Annotated in this window: 13 protein-coding genes; 7 read left to right on the top strand and 6 right to left on the bottom strand. The window is 36.9% G+C overall.

The genetic code is table 11. From position 1 onward, the window contains the following. The first annotated feature begins 60 nt into the window (after positions 1–60). Entirely contained in the window at positions 61–870 is an 810-nt protein-coding gene (gene zupT, locus MKY76_RS21340) for a zinc transporter ZupT (protein ID WP_016992734.1), read from the top strand. A 55-nt stretch (positions 871–925) separates the two neighbouring features. On the opposite strand, the gene MKY76_RS21335 is transcribed toward zupT, so the two are convergent. The 3 genes from MKY76_RS21335 to thrC form a co-directional block, all read right to left on the bottom strand. Continuing rightward, positions 926–1612, bottom strand: a complete 687-nt coding sequence (locus tag MKY76_RS21335) for an MtnX-like HAD-IB family phosphatase (protein WP_257961907.1) — start codon at positions 1610–1612, stop codon at positions 926–928. A 99-nt stretch (positions 1613–1711) separates the two neighbouring features. Further along, entirely contained in the window at positions 1712–2626 is a 915-nt protein-coding gene (thrB, locus tag MKY76_RS21330) for a homoserine kinase (protein ID WP_054549608.1), read from the bottom strand. Beyond that, positions 2623–3675 carry a threonine synthase gene (gene thrC, locus MKY76_RS21325; protein ID WP_004231969.1) on the bottom strand — a complete coding sequence of 351 codons (1053 nt, stop codon included), beginning with the start codon at positions 3673–3675 and terminating at the stop codon, positions 2623–2625. The genes thrB and thrC overlap by 4 nt, the downstream gene beginning before the upstream one ends. A 204-nt stretch (positions 3676–3879) precedes the next feature. On the opposite strand from thrC, the gene MKY76_RS21320 reads away from it, so the two are divergent. Both MKY76_RS21320 and MKY76_RS21315 read left to right on the top strand, forming a co-directional pair. Then, positions 3880–5109 carry an MFS transporter gene (locus tag MKY76_RS21320; protein ID WP_315059787.1) on the top strand — a complete coding sequence of 410 codons (1230 nt, stop codon included), beginning with the start codon at positions 3880–3882 and terminating at the stop codon, positions 5107–5109. A gap of 316 nt (positions 5110–5425) precedes the next feature. Next, a complete protein-coding gene (locus MKY76_RS21315; RefSeq protein WP_066038016.1) occupies positions 5426–6292 on the top strand; it encodes a MurR/RpiR family transcriptional regulator in 867 nt (288 codons plus the stop codon). 109 nt (positions 6293–6401) lie between these two features. Here the strand turns inward: MKY76_RS21315 and MKY76_RS21310 are convergent, their stop codons facing one another. Then, on the bottom strand, positions 6402–7205 hold the full coding sequence (locus MKY76_RS21310; RefSeq protein ID WP_342557133.1) for a GNAT family N-acetyltransferase: 804 nt from the start codon (positions 7203–7205) through the stop codon (positions 6402–6404). Positions 7206–7657: 452 nt separating this feature from the next. Between MKY76_RS21310 and MKY76_RS21305 the strand changes: the two genes are divergently transcribed. Next, the gene (locus MKY76_RS21305) at positions 7658–8584 is read left to right on the top strand and encodes a manganese-dependent inorganic pyrophosphatase (RefSeq protein WP_315059792.1); all 927 of its coding nucleotides are present in this window, start codon (positions 7658–7660) and stop codon (positions 8582–8584) included. Between the two features lie 41 nt (positions 8585–8625). Here the strand turns inward: MKY76_RS21305 and MKY76_RS21300 are convergent, their stop codons facing one another. Next, positions 8626–10005 (bottom strand): FAD-dependent oxidoreductase, encoded by a 1380-nt coding sequence (locus MKY76_RS21300; RefSeq protein ID WP_048394228.1) that lies wholly within the window; start codon positions 10003–10005, stop codon positions 8626–8628. A 125-nt stretch (positions 10006–10130) separates the two neighbouring features. On the opposite strand from MKY76_RS21300, the gene MKY76_RS21295 reads away from it, so the two are divergent. The 3 genes from MKY76_RS21295 to MKY76_RS21285 all read left to right on the top strand — a co-directional run bounded on the left by MKY76_RS21295 (position 10131) and on the right by MKY76_RS21285 (position 14307). Then, entirely contained in the window at positions 10131–10838 is a 708-nt protein-coding gene (locus tag MKY76_RS21295; protein WP_342557132.1) for a DsbA family oxidoreductase, read from the top strand. A gap of 178 nt (positions 10839–11016) precedes the next feature. Beyond that, positions 11017–11643 carry an FMN-dependent NADH-azoreductase gene (locus MKY76_RS21290; protein ID WP_342557131.1) on the top strand — a complete coding sequence of 209 codons (627 nt, stop codon included), beginning with the start codon at positions 11017–11019 and terminating at the stop codon, positions 11641–11643. Positions 11644–11946: 303 nt separating this feature from the next. Further along, positions 11947–14307 carry a bifunctional 2',3'-cyclic-nucleotide 2'-phosphodiesterase/3'-nucleotidase gene (locus MKY76_RS21285; RefSeq protein WP_112116763.1) on the top strand — a complete coding sequence of 787 codons (2361 nt, stop codon included), beginning with the start codon at positions 11947–11949 and terminating at the stop codon, positions 14305–14307. A gap of 31 nt (positions 14308–14338) precedes the next feature. Here MKY76_RS21285 and MKY76_RS21280 read toward each other — a convergent pair whose 3' ends face one another. Continuing rightward, positions 14339–14704, bottom strand: coding sequence for a DUF2500 domain-containing protein (locus MKY76_RS21280; RefSeq protein WP_066038021.1), 366 nt, complete (start codon positions 14702–14704; stop codon positions 14339–14341). Positions 14705–14724 lie beyond the last annotated feature (20 nt).

Genomic DNA, 14724 nt, shown 5'->3' with positions numbered 1-14724 from the left:
GTATAGGAAACTTCTACGTTAAGATGAGTACAATAAGAAAAAGAGCAAAGGAAGAAGGGTATGGACGGAAATGTTTTACTGGCATTAGGATTAACTCTGTTTGCTGGACTTGCAACAGGTGTAGGTAGTTTAATAGCATTTTTTACATCAAGAACAAATACAAAATTTTTATCATTAGCATTGGGGTTTTCAGCAGGGGTGATGATTTATGTATCCCTTGTAGAAATATTTGTGAAAGCTAAAGATGCTTTAACCAATGCATTAGGTACAACTAATGGCTATTGGATGACAATCCTTGGATTTTTCGGTGGGATGTTGTTTATTGCCTTAATTGATAAATTCATTCCGAAGGCAACTAATCCTCATGAAGTAAAGCTGGTAGAGGATGTTAATGCCATCAAACCACAGGTTAATGAAGAACATTTGATGAAGATGGGCGTTTTTACAGCCCTGGCGATTGGTATTCATAATTTTCCTGAGGGGATCGCTACATTTATGTCAGCTATTAATGATCCGAATGTAGGAATTGCTATTGCCATTGCAGTTGCTATTCATAATATTCCAGAAGGCATTGCTGTATCTGTTCCTATTTTCTTTGCAACTGGTAATCGAAGGAAAGCCTTTAAATTATCCTTTTTATCAGGATTGGCAGAGCCTGTAGGTGCATTAGTAGCTTTTTTGCTCCTTATGCCCTTTTTAACAGATGTCATGTTTGGAATCGTTTTCGCTGGGGTTGCAGGGATAATGGTCTTTATTTCACTAGATGAATTGCTACCGGCTGCACAAAGATATGATGAAACACATTTGTCGATGTATGGTCTAGTAGGGGGAATGGCAGTCATGGCCATTAGCTTAGTATTATTAGCATAAGTAAGTAGGAAAAGGGAGACATCTTTGTAAAAGTGGCTCCTTTTTCTTTTTTCTATTAGCGTGTAACAACAGCTTCTTTTGACTCCACTAGCTCTTGTACTATTTTTAGACAATCATGAAATGTGGTAAAAGGTCTATATGGAACATGAAGATCTTCACAGCGTTGGATAAGATGATCTCTAGCTAAAACAATATCTGCTAGTTTAGCTGCCTCAAAATCTGATAGAGAATCACCAATTACAATTTTATAATGATCCTCCTTGGCAACCTTCCGCATCACGCTTGGTTTACAGCAGCCGCATCCTTGTGTGTTGTATTTAGCGCATTCCTCATCGCAGCTATTTGGGTAGATCAATTCTATTTGTTTACCAGAGAAATCTGCTCTATTACAGTAAATGCCTGAAAAGGGACCAAATTTTTCAACTAAAGGCTCGATGAAAAAATCAACTCCGCCACTTACAATATAAAATGGAATATCGTTGTTTTGAGCAAAGCGGGCAAAATCACCAAATCCCTCACGTATGACTGCCGACTCCATCAGGTATTGAATGACTTCATCTTTTTGATGAGTAGAAAGTAGATGAAACATTGCTGATAGCCCATCTTTAAATGAAATGGTTTGTTCCATCATCGCTTGAGCAATTTTCTCAGATTCTTCTGGTACAAATTCAGTCATAAGTGAAAAGATGTTATCTGTTTCTGTTATCGTGCCATCGAAATCACAGAATATAATGGGTTTCAAAATAATTCCTCCTTAGGAAAGCGCGTATAAAAAGTTTAATTCTATACTTCTATAATATTAGTTTTATCCAATCTTGCTTTCAAGAAAAAACGCCTACTATTAAAGTAGACGTTTCACACATTCATTGACTTGTACACCATGTTCATCAGCATTTGTTAAAATAATTTGATGCTCTGGGAATTGCTTTTTCATTAATTCAACGAAGTCAGAGGCAATAGCAGAAGGAATAATAGAAATCATTGTTGGTCCAGCGCCACTTAGAGCAGTACCATATGCACCGTTCGATTTTGCAGCCATACGAATTTCTTCATAAGCAGGAATTAGCTTTGCACGAAACGGTTCATGGAATAAATCTTCCTCCATATAACGCCCAGCACGTTCAAAATCTCGTGCCATTAAAGAAGCGGCTAACATATTTGCATTTGCTGAGGCATGAACAGCATAGGAACGGTTAAATTGCTCTGGTAAAACAGAACGGGATTCGCTTGTTTTTAATTCAACATCTGGTACATATACCACAAAGGAGGCATCGATATCATTGATGTGGAATGTATCGACTATACCATTGTCATCCATCGAAGAAATCGTTAATCCTCCTAAAACTGAAGCAGTTGCGTTATCTGGATGTCCTTCAATTTGTGAAGATAGATTGAGTTTATCTTGAATTGTTAATTCCAGCTCGCAGACTTGGTTAGCAAGCTCAATACCTGCAACAATAACTGCTGCACTGCTGCCAAGTCCACGTGCCAATGGAAGTTCACTAGCCATCTCCACACGACAAGCCGGTAGCTGTTGACCATATAGATCTGCAGTTTTTTTAGCAATGACGTATAGTAAGTGTTCTTCAAGCTCAAACTCTTTAGGACCATTATCATCAAGATGAATAATTTCCCATTGTTCTTGCAACGTAACAGAAAGCTGTAAGTAAAGAGACAAGCCAAGTCCTATCGAATCAAAGCCTGGACCTAAGTTGGCTGTGCTTCCAGGAACTGAGATTTGCCACATTTTACTCATAGTACACCCTCAATATATGCACGAATTTCTTCTTCATCGTTTTTAAGGGATACGACCTCTACAGTGGATACATTCATGGCTGTATCAGGATCTTTCAGGCCATTCCCTGTAAAGATTGTTACAACTTTGGCGCCTTGAGGGATTTTTCCATTTGCAACAGATTTCATAACACCAGCTAAAGAAGCAGCAGAGCCAGGCTCAACAAAAATGCCTTCTGTACTTGCGATTAATTTGTAGGCTGCTACAATTTCTTCATCTGTAACAGAATCAATGATACCACCAGATTCATCTCGAGCAGCTTCTGCCAATGTCCAGCTCGCAGGATTTCCAATACGAATGGCAGTTGCTACAGTCTCAGGATTAGCAATTGGCTCACCTTTAACGATTGCTGCAGCACCTTCAGCTTCAAAGCCATACATTTTTGGTAGACCACAATTTTTTGCAGCGTGATATTCTTTAAACCCTTTCCAATATGCAGTAATATTACCTGCGTTCCCAACTGGAATACACAAATAATCAGGGGCTGAACCTAAGGCATCTACGATTTCAAACGAAGCTGTTTTTTGACCTTCGATACGGTATGGGTTTACAGAGTTAACAAGTGCAACTGGTGTCGTTTCACTTACTTGGCGAACGATATTGAGTGCATCATCAAAGTTTCCGTCAATTTCAATGATCTTTGCCCCGTACATTGTTGCCTGTGCTAGCTTTCCAAGAGCAACTTTACCTTTTGGAATAACAACGATTGATTGGATGCCTGCACGAGTTGCATAGGCAGCCGCAGCAGCGGAAGTGTTTCCTGTAGAAGCGCAAATAACGCATTGACTTCCATCCTCGATAGCTTTTGCAACAGCAAATACCATTCCTCGGTCTTTAAATGAGCCAGTAGGGTTTGCACCTTCAATTTTTCCGTAAAGCTCAATGCCTAGTTTCTTAGATAAATTCACTAAATGTATAAGAGGCGTATTGCCTTCGTTTAAAGTTAAAGCAGGTGTATTTTCAGTTACGGGTAAAAATTGTTTATATTCTTCAATAAGGCCTTTCCACATAACGTAACGATCTCCTTTTGTTCTTATAGAAAGAACAGTTGTTTTTGTATAAAAGACATTTTAACGCAAATAGCACTATTATTTCAATAGCATTTCATTAATTGTCGAAACAATTCGGTAATTTGAATAGTACTTGTCACTTTCTTGAAACAACTGTATAGTAATCTTGTAATGTAAAGTCATGTGTAAAGACAGGTGGTTAAGATGACAATAAATACAGCAGTAACAAATAAACCTCAGCAATCCATTTCCAGAAATAAGCTATTGGGTGTAGCGGGGGTAGGGTGGCTCTTCGATGCAATGGACGTTGGTATATTATCCTTTGTTATTGCAGCATTGGCTGCTGAGTGGGGACTTTCACCAAGTCAGTCTGGTTGGATTGGTAGTATAAATTCTATCGGGATGGCTGTAGGAGCTCTCTTTTTCGGTGTATTTGCTGATAAAGTAGGGCGCAAGCAAATTTTTATGTGGACACTTGTCCTTTTTTCTATTGCAAGTGGTTTGTCCGCTTTTACAACAACATTGACTGCATTTTTAATTTTACGTTTTTTAGTAGGGATGGGGCTAGGAGGAGAATTACCTGTAGCTTCAACGCTTGTATCTGAAAGTGTGGCTGCCAAAGAAAGAGGTCGTGTGGTTGTATTACTTGAAAGCTTTTGGGCAGCAGGTTGGTTAATAGCGGCACTTATTTCGTATTTTGTTATTCCCACATGGGGATGGCGAGTAGCCCTTATACTAACAGCACTTCCAGCGTTTTATGCTATTTATCTTCGTTGGCATTTGCCAGATTCACCTCAATTTACGGTGAAGGAAGAAGCGAAAAAACGGAGCATTGGTCAAAATATGAAAGAGGTTTGGTCAAAAAAGTATGCTCGTTCTACATTTATGCTGTGGCTATTATGGTTTACGGTTGTATTTTCGTATTATGGCATGTTTTTATGGTTGCCAAGTGTGATGGTAGGGAAGGGCTTTGACATGATTACAAGCTTTAAATATGTTTTGATCATGACTTTAGCTCAATTACCAGGTTACTTTACAGCCGCTTGGTTTATAGAAAAGTTTGGGCGTAAGTTTGTCCTTGTTTCCTATCTAATTGGTACTGCAGCGAGTGCTTATATTTTTGGAAATGCAGATACTTTAGCCGTATTGCTAACTTCAGGGATGCTTTTATCTTTCTTTAACTTGGGGGCTTGGGGAGCATTATATGCTTATACACCCGAACAATATCCATCTGTTATACGTGGAACAGGTGCTGGTATGGCAGCAGCGGTTGGACGAATTGGTGGTATTTTTGGGCCGTTGCTCGTTGGGTTTTTATTAACGGCAGGCTATGATATAGGTTTTATCTTTGCCATTTTCTGTGGAGCGATTATTATCGGTGTTGTAGGGGTCATCTTCCTTGGTAAGGAAACGAAGCAGCTTGAATTAGAATAGTATGAAATAGAATGTCCTGGATCAAAGAATTGATCTAGGACATTTTTGTCTGATTTCGCTTAAATAATACATAAAAATTTGCTTTTATTAATTTTTATTCGATTTTACTGATTTATTTGTTAAAATGACAAATCAATATAAAATAGTTAAAGAATAAATCAAATTGTTTTATTAGCAGGTTAATGCGATGAAGATTTTTCAGAAAAGTCATTGTATTCAAATTGTAATCGTGATACTGTATTTTTAATCGAATTTTGAGTCAGTAGGAAACAATCTCCCGTTCGTGATAAGGTCATTGAAAGAAAGGTTGTTAGGAATGAGTATTCATGAAGATATAAAGAAAAGGTTTGTAAGGCTGTCAAAGGGCCAGCGTAAAGTAGCACAATTTGTAATGGATAATCCCACAACAGTAATTGCTAATGGAGCAGCAGAGGTTGGCAGATTGGCTAATGTAAGTGAATCAACCGTGATTCGATTTTGTTATGCTATGGATTTGTCAGGGTATGTAGAACTACAAGAGGAAGTTAGAGGCTTTATTATGTCTCAAGATGTAGGTGCAAATCTACAGCCTACATATACTGCTAAGAAGCTGACTAATTCTAGCTTTGGTAAGGTGATGCAACGAGATAGCCAAAATATTCAAGAAACAATTCATTTGATTAACGATCAGCAGATCCAAAAATGCTCAAAATGGATGCATGAAGCAGACAATATCTATATTCTAGGTACTCGTCACAATGCATCTGTTGCAAATTGGCTATCTAATACATTGAAAACACTTCGTGCTAATATTAAGCAGCTTCGTTTAGACTCAGATGATTTAGTGAATCAAATAAACAGTATGGGCGAACATACGACTTTAATTGTACTATCTTTTGATAAACAGATTGTGGATATTAAAACGATTGTTGAAATTGCAAAGGTAAAGAAAGTGAAAATTATTGCCATTACAGGTTCTGCATTTTCGCCTATTCGAGAATATGCCAGTGCATTATTTACCCTCGGTACCAAGAATCATTCTTCTCTAGACATTGCCCCAGTCTTGATTTCATTTTTGCATGCGTTGATAGAGGAAATGATAAGCCAGGATAAAGACCACTATGATAAATATCAGCAATTGTATGAGCAAGTAGAAAGTAATGTATTATTCTTAGATGCTATTAGAGAAAAGCAGGTATTTTAATGTAAATACGCATAGATAGTTGTTGAAACACACTATCTATGCGTATTTTTTTGAAATTTTCTATATAAAAAGATGTCCAAATAGTATTTAGACATCTAGGAAAAGTGAATTATAGAATTTTACTCAAGCTATATTCATTAATATAAGTATCATTTATTTTAATGGCATTTTTTCGAATGCCCTCCTGATGAAATCCTAGCTTTGTAAAGAGGTGTAAAGCTACATTGTTATGCTCCATAACAGATAACTCTAAACGGGAAATATCATGTTGTTTAGACCAACTTTCAACAGCTTTCATCAGTGCGGAGCCAATACCTTTTTGCTGATACTCTTCTTTCACAGCTAAACGAATAGAGGCAACATGTCTAGCTTTTGATTGTTTATATCCATGAATAACCGCATAACCCGCAAAAATTCCGTTTAGTACACAAAGTAGTATAGTACGGTTTTTTAATTGCTTCCAATAGGTTAAATTTTTACGAAGTTGTTGGACAGTGAGATCTAGCTCGTTTTGAACATTATACATGAAGTCAGTTTCTTGAAAAATCTCCTCTTGCAAATGAATGAATGATCTAGCATCAGATGCTTCAATTCCTCGTATTATGTATGCAGATGAATTCTCCTCACTATTAGAAGTGTTGTTTTCGGTAGACTTCATTTGCGTACGTGAGAAAGATACACTAGAACCTAGTTTAACATCAATGACATAATAGCCTGCATTTGTCCATGATAAATAATGTGAGAGAGGGGGCTTAGTTTTTTTCCACCAGCTTTTATTTAAGTAGGCAGCGTTCGGTAATGCTTGTCCCATAATGTTTTCTAATTCACCAAAGGATAAAGTAATTTCTTGTTGTAAAGCTACATCAAAATAGTTAGCTAAAGGAATGTACTTTTTTTCTATCTTCTTCGTCATCGTAATCCCCATTTCCTGAATATCCAAAAATATAGACTACCTGATGATAGCATAAAATTATGATGACTTAAATATGAAAACCCAACTAAATATCTATATAAACTAATTATTTTATAAAAAAGAGGCATTTTTACTATTGAATGTTAAAAATAGGTTGGTAAAAATAGAGAATTTTATAGAAGTAATTAGACCTATTAAAAGTATACATAGCAACTTAAGCTAGTTATAATATAGATATCTTATTTGAAAAGTATGTATTTAGAGCGCTATCATTATATTTGCATAATACAGGTTAACCGCAATTAAGCCTGTATGTTATTTCGAGAGTGAAGGTCAATGGCAAATCCGCTGAGGCGAAATTGTTCCAAAGTTTCACTTTATCACTTGTCAGGCTATAAGGTATGATAAAATAAAATATAAATGTAAGTGCCATTTTAGGAGGAATTAATTCAATGAGTAAAGTATTAGTTTTTGGACATAAAAACCCAGATACAGACACAATCACGTCTGCAATTGTATATGCCTATTTAAAACAGCAAATTGGTGAAGAAGCTGAGGCGGTACGTCTTGGAGATGTTAATAATGAAACTCAATTTGCATTAGATAAATTTGGCTTTGAAGCGCCTCGTTTAATCTCTTCTGTAGTTGGTGAAGCGGACAAAGTTATTCTAGTAGACCACAATGAATTCCAACAATCTGCTGACGGTATTGAGGAAGTGCAAATTGCAGAGGTAATTGATCACCACCGCATCGCCAACTTCCAAACAGCTGATCCACTATATTATCGTGCAGAACCAGTAGGCTGTACGGCTACTATTCTTAAGAAAATTTTTAGCGAAAACGGTTTAGACATTCCTGCGAACATTGCTGGTTTAATGTTATCTGCAATTGTTTCAGATACATTATTATTCAAATCACCGACTTGCACAGAGCAAGATGTAAAAGCTGGTGAAGAGCTAGCAAAAATTGCTGGTGTGGAAATTGCAGAGTATGGCTTAGCAATGCTAAAAGCAGGTGCTGATTTATCTGATAAATCATTAGAAGATTTATTATCATTAGATGCAAAAGAGTTCCAATTTGGTGAGTACAAATCTGTTGTAGCTCAAGTTAATGCAGTTGATATTAATGATGTTCTTAATCGTCAAGAGGAGTTAGAAATCCTACTCAATAAAAATGTTGCAGAAAATGGCTTAGATCTATTCTTCTTCGTTGTGACTGACATTTTAAATAATGATTCAACAGCTGTTGCAATTGGGCAAGTAGCAGAAGCAGCAGCAAAAGGATTTGGTGCTGATCTTATCAATAACCGTGTTGTATTACCAGGTGTTGTTTCTCGTAAGAAACAAATTGTACCAGTATTAACAGAAGCTCTAAAATAAAAAATACAAAAGAGGTTGTCTATTTAGACAGCCTCTTTTTTTTAATCAAGTTTTAATGGCTGTACAGCAGGGCCTTCAAGCACCTCACCCTTAGCGTTAAAACGAGAACCATGGCAAGGACAATCCCATGTTTCATCAGCTTCATTCCATTTTGTTTTGCAGCCTAAATGAGTACAGGTTGGAGCAGTGGCATTCCTCATATACCCAGCTATATATTCCTTGGCAACAAAGCCTCCTACTTTCAGCATTTGCATGAATTGGGCACCGAATTTAGTACGTGATGGTGAATAAAGAGCGATAGCACCTTCTTCAATCTTTGAGCCTGTTAAAAGAGACGATAAGATATCACCTGCGACAAAGGAATTGGAGATACCCCATTTTCGATAGCCAGTGGCAATTAATACGTTAGGTAAGGAGTTTGTAATTCTCCCAACATAAGGGACAATATCAGGTGTTTCTATATCCTGGGCTGACCATCGATAAAGTGGCTGTTGTTCAAAATGCTCCTTCATTTCACTGGAAATGGCCTCATAATATGGCTCAGTATGAACGGTCTCGCCAGCGATATGATTCGCCCCTCCTAAGACTAAATAATTTTCCTGATTGATCGTGGCAGTCCGTATCGAACGGGAAGGAAAATCAACTGATAAATATTGACCTTGCATAGTCTCAGAGGTTTTACTTGCAACCATATAGGAGCGACTATTGGATAATTTAAAAAGTTTAAGTCCTTTAAATGCTTCAATGGGATAATGCGAACATAAAATAAGTTTATTATATTGAACCGACATATTTTTTTCGGTATATAAGTTATTCTGTGGTATGTTTAATTGCTGAACACGGGTATTTGCATAAAGTTTTGCGCCCATCTTCTGCGCCTCTTTCGCAAGAAAATTACTTACTTCAACAGGATTTATTTGTGCTTGTTGTGTCATACATAAAGCTTTTGTAATAGGGAATGGGAGCTCTGTGTCAGAGGTAAGGTTAGACTTAATGTTTAAAACCTTATAGGCATTCCATTCTTTTAATAATTGTGCATAGCCTTCTTTTGTTTGACAGTATAACAGTGAATCCACCGAACGAACCCTGTCTGGTGGGAGTATTTGTCTAGCTTTATCAATGGCTTGTTGATTCAGTTGATAATAAAGCTGTGCCTCTTCCAAAGATAATTTTTCTAAAAGATTTGCATAGACAATGCTATGTTGGGCTGTTAATTTTCCTGTTGAATGCCCTGTCGTACCGTGACCAAAATGGGTATTTGCTTCGAGAAGAACTACATCCACACCTGCTTTTGCTAAAGTATAGGCAGTATATAAACCAGTTAAGCCACCACCGATTATACATACATCGCATGTTGTTGAGGAAGTAAGAGAAGATAAAGAGACAGACTCAGTTGTAGCAAGCCAAAGAGATTGTGTCATATAGAAACCTCACATTGTTTTTGTGTTCAGTATGTAGAAGAACTTGAAAATTTATGCAGTGAGGCATTAAAATTGCCTTGTGATTTCAACTATCGCTACAATGTAGCAAAAGGAGTGAGTATGAAATGAAAATTGAAATTTGGTCTGACTATGTATGCCCATTTTGTTATATTGGTAAAAAACAATTAGAGAAAGCAATTGAGGATACTGGCTATTCGGGGCAGGTGGAGCTTGTCTATAAAAGCTACCAACTAGAGCCAACTACTCCAATAGATTCGCATAGTACTGTCTATGAATCATTGGCAAAGAAATATGGAATGTCCTTAGAGAAGGCAAAGGAAATGACAGTGGGTGTAACAGAGCGTGCGAAAGAAGTAGGGCTAAACTACGATTTTAGCAATTTGATGGAAGAGAATACGCTAAAAGCACATCGGCTTGTAAAATGGGCTGAACAACAGGGAGATGTTACAGCTCTAGTGGAGTCACTTTTACACAGTCATTTTATTGAAGGAAAGCGTATCGGTCAAGATGATGTTTTATTAGAGATAGCTGAGAAAGTGGGCCTAGAGCGTGAAGAAGTTGCAAAGGTTCTTGCTGATGATGTTTATAAAAATGAGGTAGAAGCGGATATTCAAGAAGGTCTCCAGCTTGGTGTACGAGGGGTACCGTTCTTTGTCTTAAACCGTAAATATGGTATTTCAGGTGCACAACCGCAGGAGGTATTTGAGGATACATTGCGTAAAGTTGCTGAAGAAGAGGGCTTACAACCATCGCTAAAGATGGCTGGCACAGGTGATGCGGGTATTTGTACTGACGATAACTGTAAATTTTAGCTTACTAGAGAGAGGAGTAAGGCTTTCAACTCCTCTTGTTAGAATGGATGAAAAATAGAATATTTCAGTCAAAAGTCTGAGGCAAGTAGCATTGACATTTTAGATGAAATTTTTTAAGATAAACACATATCTTGAATTCGAGATATTAGATTTTGAAATTTAAGGGAGATTTTATATAATGAACGTTTTAGTAGTAAAAGCTAACAACCGTCCAGACGGTATTTCAACAAAAATGTATGATACTTTCATGGAAAATGTACAAGGTGCCAACGTAACAACTTTTGACGTATTTGCAGAAGATATGCCTTATTTTGGCCAAGATCTTTTCAATGCTTTTGGTAAAGTACAAAATGGTGGAGAGTTAACAGACATTGAATCACGTCTATTAGCTGCAAAACAAAAAGCAATGGATGCATTAACTGCTGCTGATTTAGTTGTATTTGCATTCCCACTATGGAACTTAACAATTCCAGCACCTTTACAAACATTTATTGACTATGTATACCAAGCAGGATTCACATTCAAATATAGCGAAAATGGTCAATTAATTAGCTTAATGACTGACAAAAAAGCGATTATTTTAAATGCTCGTGGTGGCTACTATTCATCACCTGAAGCTCAACCAATGGAAATGTCAGTAAACTACATTAAAAACGTAGTAGGTGGCGTATTCGGGATGGAAGTTATTGAAGAAGTGATTATTGAAGGTCACAATGCTTCACCAGATAAAGCGCAAGAAATTATTGCAAATGGCCTAGAAGAAGTGAAAAAGGTTGCTCAATCACTACAAACTGTGAATGCATAAAAATTATTTTTTATTAAAAGTCCTCTCAATTTTGGGAGGACTTTTTTTATTTTGTCAACAGATGTATGGTGTGGTATGGAGGTCGGACATATTGACAGTAACTAATTATTTTGAATTTACATTTACTAACATCCTATTTAATAGAAAAATAAAGAATGGTAGAAATCTGTGATTTGGAGGGAAAGTAATTAACCATTCTTTTAAAAATACATATAATTAGGACTATATATTCAGTAAAAATTAGAATGGTTTTAATATAATAGAATTTGTAGGAAAATACTAGATTATTAAGGAGGTTGTTGTATGAATAAGAAATTAATAACTAATTTCTTGGCGACGTTACTAGTCCTTTTCGCGTTTATACCATTTGGGATTTCTGCTGATGCTGCTTCCAATGATGTAACACGCGCAGATTATGTAAAAGAATTAGTAGAAAATTTAGATGTAGAGATGGGTGACGGCTCTTCGCTTGCCTTTAACGATGTCTCTAAGGATTTAGCACCTTATGTAGAAAAAGCTGTTCAATTAAAACTTATTAAAGGGAAAACAGCAACGACATTTGGCCCAGATGACAAATTAACACGTCAGCAAGCATTTGTTATCTCTGCTCGTGGACTTGTTAGTGAAAACGCTTCCCTCAAAGTTTTAGAGCAATTTAAGGATGCAGATCAAATTGCAACGGCATATAAACAAGATTTAGCGAATGCTGTTGCAGCAAACATTTTACAAGCATTTGAGGATAATACTATTCGTCCTCGTGACTATGTGACAAAGGAACAGATGGAGAGTATTGTGGAGCGCTTTGTAGCAGAATACAAAGCACCTTCAACTGGCGTATCAGTTGATCTTCAGATTTTAGGGACAACAGATATTCATACCAATTTAGCTAATTACAATTACTATTTAGATGCTCCATCATCAGAGCTTGGGTTAGCTAATACAGCAACACTAATTGAGCAAGCAAGAGCTAAAAATCCAAACACATTACTATTTGATAATGGTGATTTAATTCAAGGCACACCACTTGGCTCATATAAAGCATTAGAAAGTGTTTTAAAGCCAGGTGAAGTTCATCCAGCTATTGCTGCACTTAATGCATTGAAATACGATGGTGGAACTTTAGGGAATCATGAATTTAACTATGGTCTAGACTTTTTAGATGAAGTATTAAACGATGCAAAGTATCCAGTCGTAAATGCTAATACCTATGATGCAAAAACAAAAGAGCGTATGTTTACACCTTATGTCATTCTTGATAAAGAAGTGGTAGATAGTTCAGGCAAAAAACATACACTTAAAGTTGGTGTAACAGGGATTGTTCCAACGAAAATTGTTGAATGGGATGCCATTCATTTAGCAGGTAAAGTTGAAATGCAAGAGCCAGTCGAAGCTGTGAAAGAGGTAGTACCAGAAATGCAAAAGGCTGGAGCAGACGTGATTGTCGTTCTGTCACATTCAGGTATCGGTGAAGATACTTATGTGAAGGGTGCTGAAAATGTTGGTTACCAATTAGCAGAAATTGATGGTATTGATGCGTTAATTACAGGACACTCTCATTTAACATTCCCTGGTGACTATAAGGATTTGAAAGATGTTGACCAAGAAAAGGGTACAATTCATGGTGTTCCTACTGTTATGGCAGGTAGCTATGGTAGTCATCTTGGTGTAATTGATTTAAAACTAGAACAACAAGGATCAGAGTGGGTAGTGGTAGATGGTAAAGGTTCATTGCAATCGATCAAGCAAGAAGGTTTACAACCATCCACAACGGTTTTAGAGGCTATTAAAGAGGCACATGATGGCACATTAACGTATATCCGTCAGCCTGTTGGAGAAACAACTGCACCAATCCATAGTTATTTTTCAATGGTGCAAGATGATCCATCCATTCAAATCGTAACACAAGCTCAAAAATGGTTTATCGAACAAGAGCTAAAGGGTACGGCTGATGAAAAGACACCAATTCTTTCAGCAGGAGCACCTTTCAAAGCAGGATCACGTAATAATCCATTAGATTATACAAATATTCCTGTAGGACCGCTTGCTATTAAAAATATGGCCGACATTTATCATTATGACAATACTGTTGCTACGATTAAAGTGACAGGCGCACAAGCAATCGAGTGGTTAGAGATGGCTGCTGGTATTTTCGCAACAATTGATCCGACTAAAACAGAAGAGCAAAATATTATCGATGCAGAAGCACGTTCTTATAACTTTGATGTGTTAGATGGCTTAACATATCAAATTGATGTCACATCGCCAGCAAAATATGACCGCCGCGGTAATCTTACTGATGAAAAGGCAAATCGTATTAAGAATGTACAATATAATGGTAAACCAATCGATTTAAAACAAGAATTCATCATCATTACAAACAATTATCGTGTTGGTGGATCATATGGGGCGACATTTAAAAATGCAGAAGGCTCTAACATAACTAACTATGCTTATGAAAATCGACAAGCTGTTGTAGATTATATTATGGCGAATAAAACAATTAACCCAGCTGCGGATAATAACTGGTCATTTGTACCGTTCCCAGCCAATACAAAGGTTATCTACCTATCTGCAAAAGATGCACAAAAGTTCATACCAGCAGGTAGTGGTATTGAATATTTAGAAGATACAGAAGCTGGATTTGCTAAATATTTAATTAAATAAAAGAATAGGAAAAGGAGAGTAACGATAATCGCTACTCTCCTTTTTTATGTCTGTTGAATGAATGATACCGTGTACCTTGATAGGTTAAAATGCCAAGATCACCTTCTACAAGCTGACCATAATCGTAGCCATTCATCTTTAGTTCATGCCGTTCTCCGTTTTGCTCTTCAAACGTAACGTAGTAGGACGTAGATGCCCCAGAATTGTTAGATCCCCCACGTATATTCGTACGCTTTGTCACAACCTTAGCGGGTACCGTTAATATTGGTGAACGGTTGTTTTTAGACCAAGTGATAATACCGTTTACAATCATAAAGGCTATGCTCCCAAAAACAATAAAGAAGATGATGGTAATAAAAGCAGAGCCAAATAAAAAATCATTATCAAACCAAAACATAAATTCCTCCCTTTCTTTAA

This window comes from Lysinibacillus sp. FSL P4-0201 (assembly GCF_038593425.1).
GTDB lineage: Bacteria > Bacillota > Bacilli > Bacillales_A > Planococcaceae > Lysinibacillus > Lysinibacillus capsici.
This window is presented reverse-complemented; position numbering and strand designations above follow the sequence as displayed.

Coding starts and splice junctions, on each gene's coding strand:
- thrB (WP_054549608.1), bottom strand. CDS start 2,626: ATGAGTAAAATGTGGCAAATCTCAGTTCCTGGAAGCACAGCCAACTTA.
- MKY76_RS21300 (WP_048394228.1), bottom strand. CDS start 10,005: ATGACACAATCTCTTTGGCTTGCTACAACTGAGTCTGTCTCTTTATCT.
- MKY76_RS21310 (WP_342557133.1), bottom strand. CDS start 7,205: ATGACGAAGAAGATAGAAAAAAAGTACATTCCTTTAGCTAACTATTTT.
- MKY76_RS21315 (WP_066038016.1), top strand. CDS start 5,426: ATGAGTATTCATGAAGATATAAAGAAAAGGTTTGTAAGGCTGTCAAAG.
- thrC (WP_004231969.1), bottom strand. CDS start 3,675: ATGTGGAAAGGCCTTATTGAAGAATATAAACAATTTTTACCCGTAACT.
- MKY76_RS21280 (WP_066038021.1), bottom strand. CDS start 14,704: ATGTTTTGGTTTGATAATGATTTTTTATTTGGCTCTGCTTTTATTACC.
- MKY76_RS21285 (WP_112116763.1), top strand. CDS start 11,947: ATGAATAAGAAATTAATAACTAATTTCTTGGCGACGTTACTAGTCCTT.
- MKY76_RS21320 (WP_315059787.1), top strand. CDS start 3,880: ATGACAATAAATACAGCAGTAACAAATAAACCTCAGCAATCCATTTCC.
- MKY76_RS21305 (WP_315059792.1), top strand. CDS start 7,658: ATGAGTAAAGTATTAGTTTTTGGACATAAAAACCCAGATACAGACACA.
- MKY76_RS21290 (WP_342557131.1), top strand. CDS start 11,017: ATGAACGTTTTAGTAGTAAAAGCTAACAACCGTCCAGACGGTATTTCA.
- MKY76_RS21295 (WP_342557132.1), top strand. CDS start 10,131: ATGAAAATTGAAATTTGGTCTGACTATGTATGCCCATTTTGTTATATT.
- zupT (WP_016992734.1), top strand. CDS start 61: ATGGACGGAAATGTTTTACTGGCATTAGGATTAACTCTGTTTGCTGGA.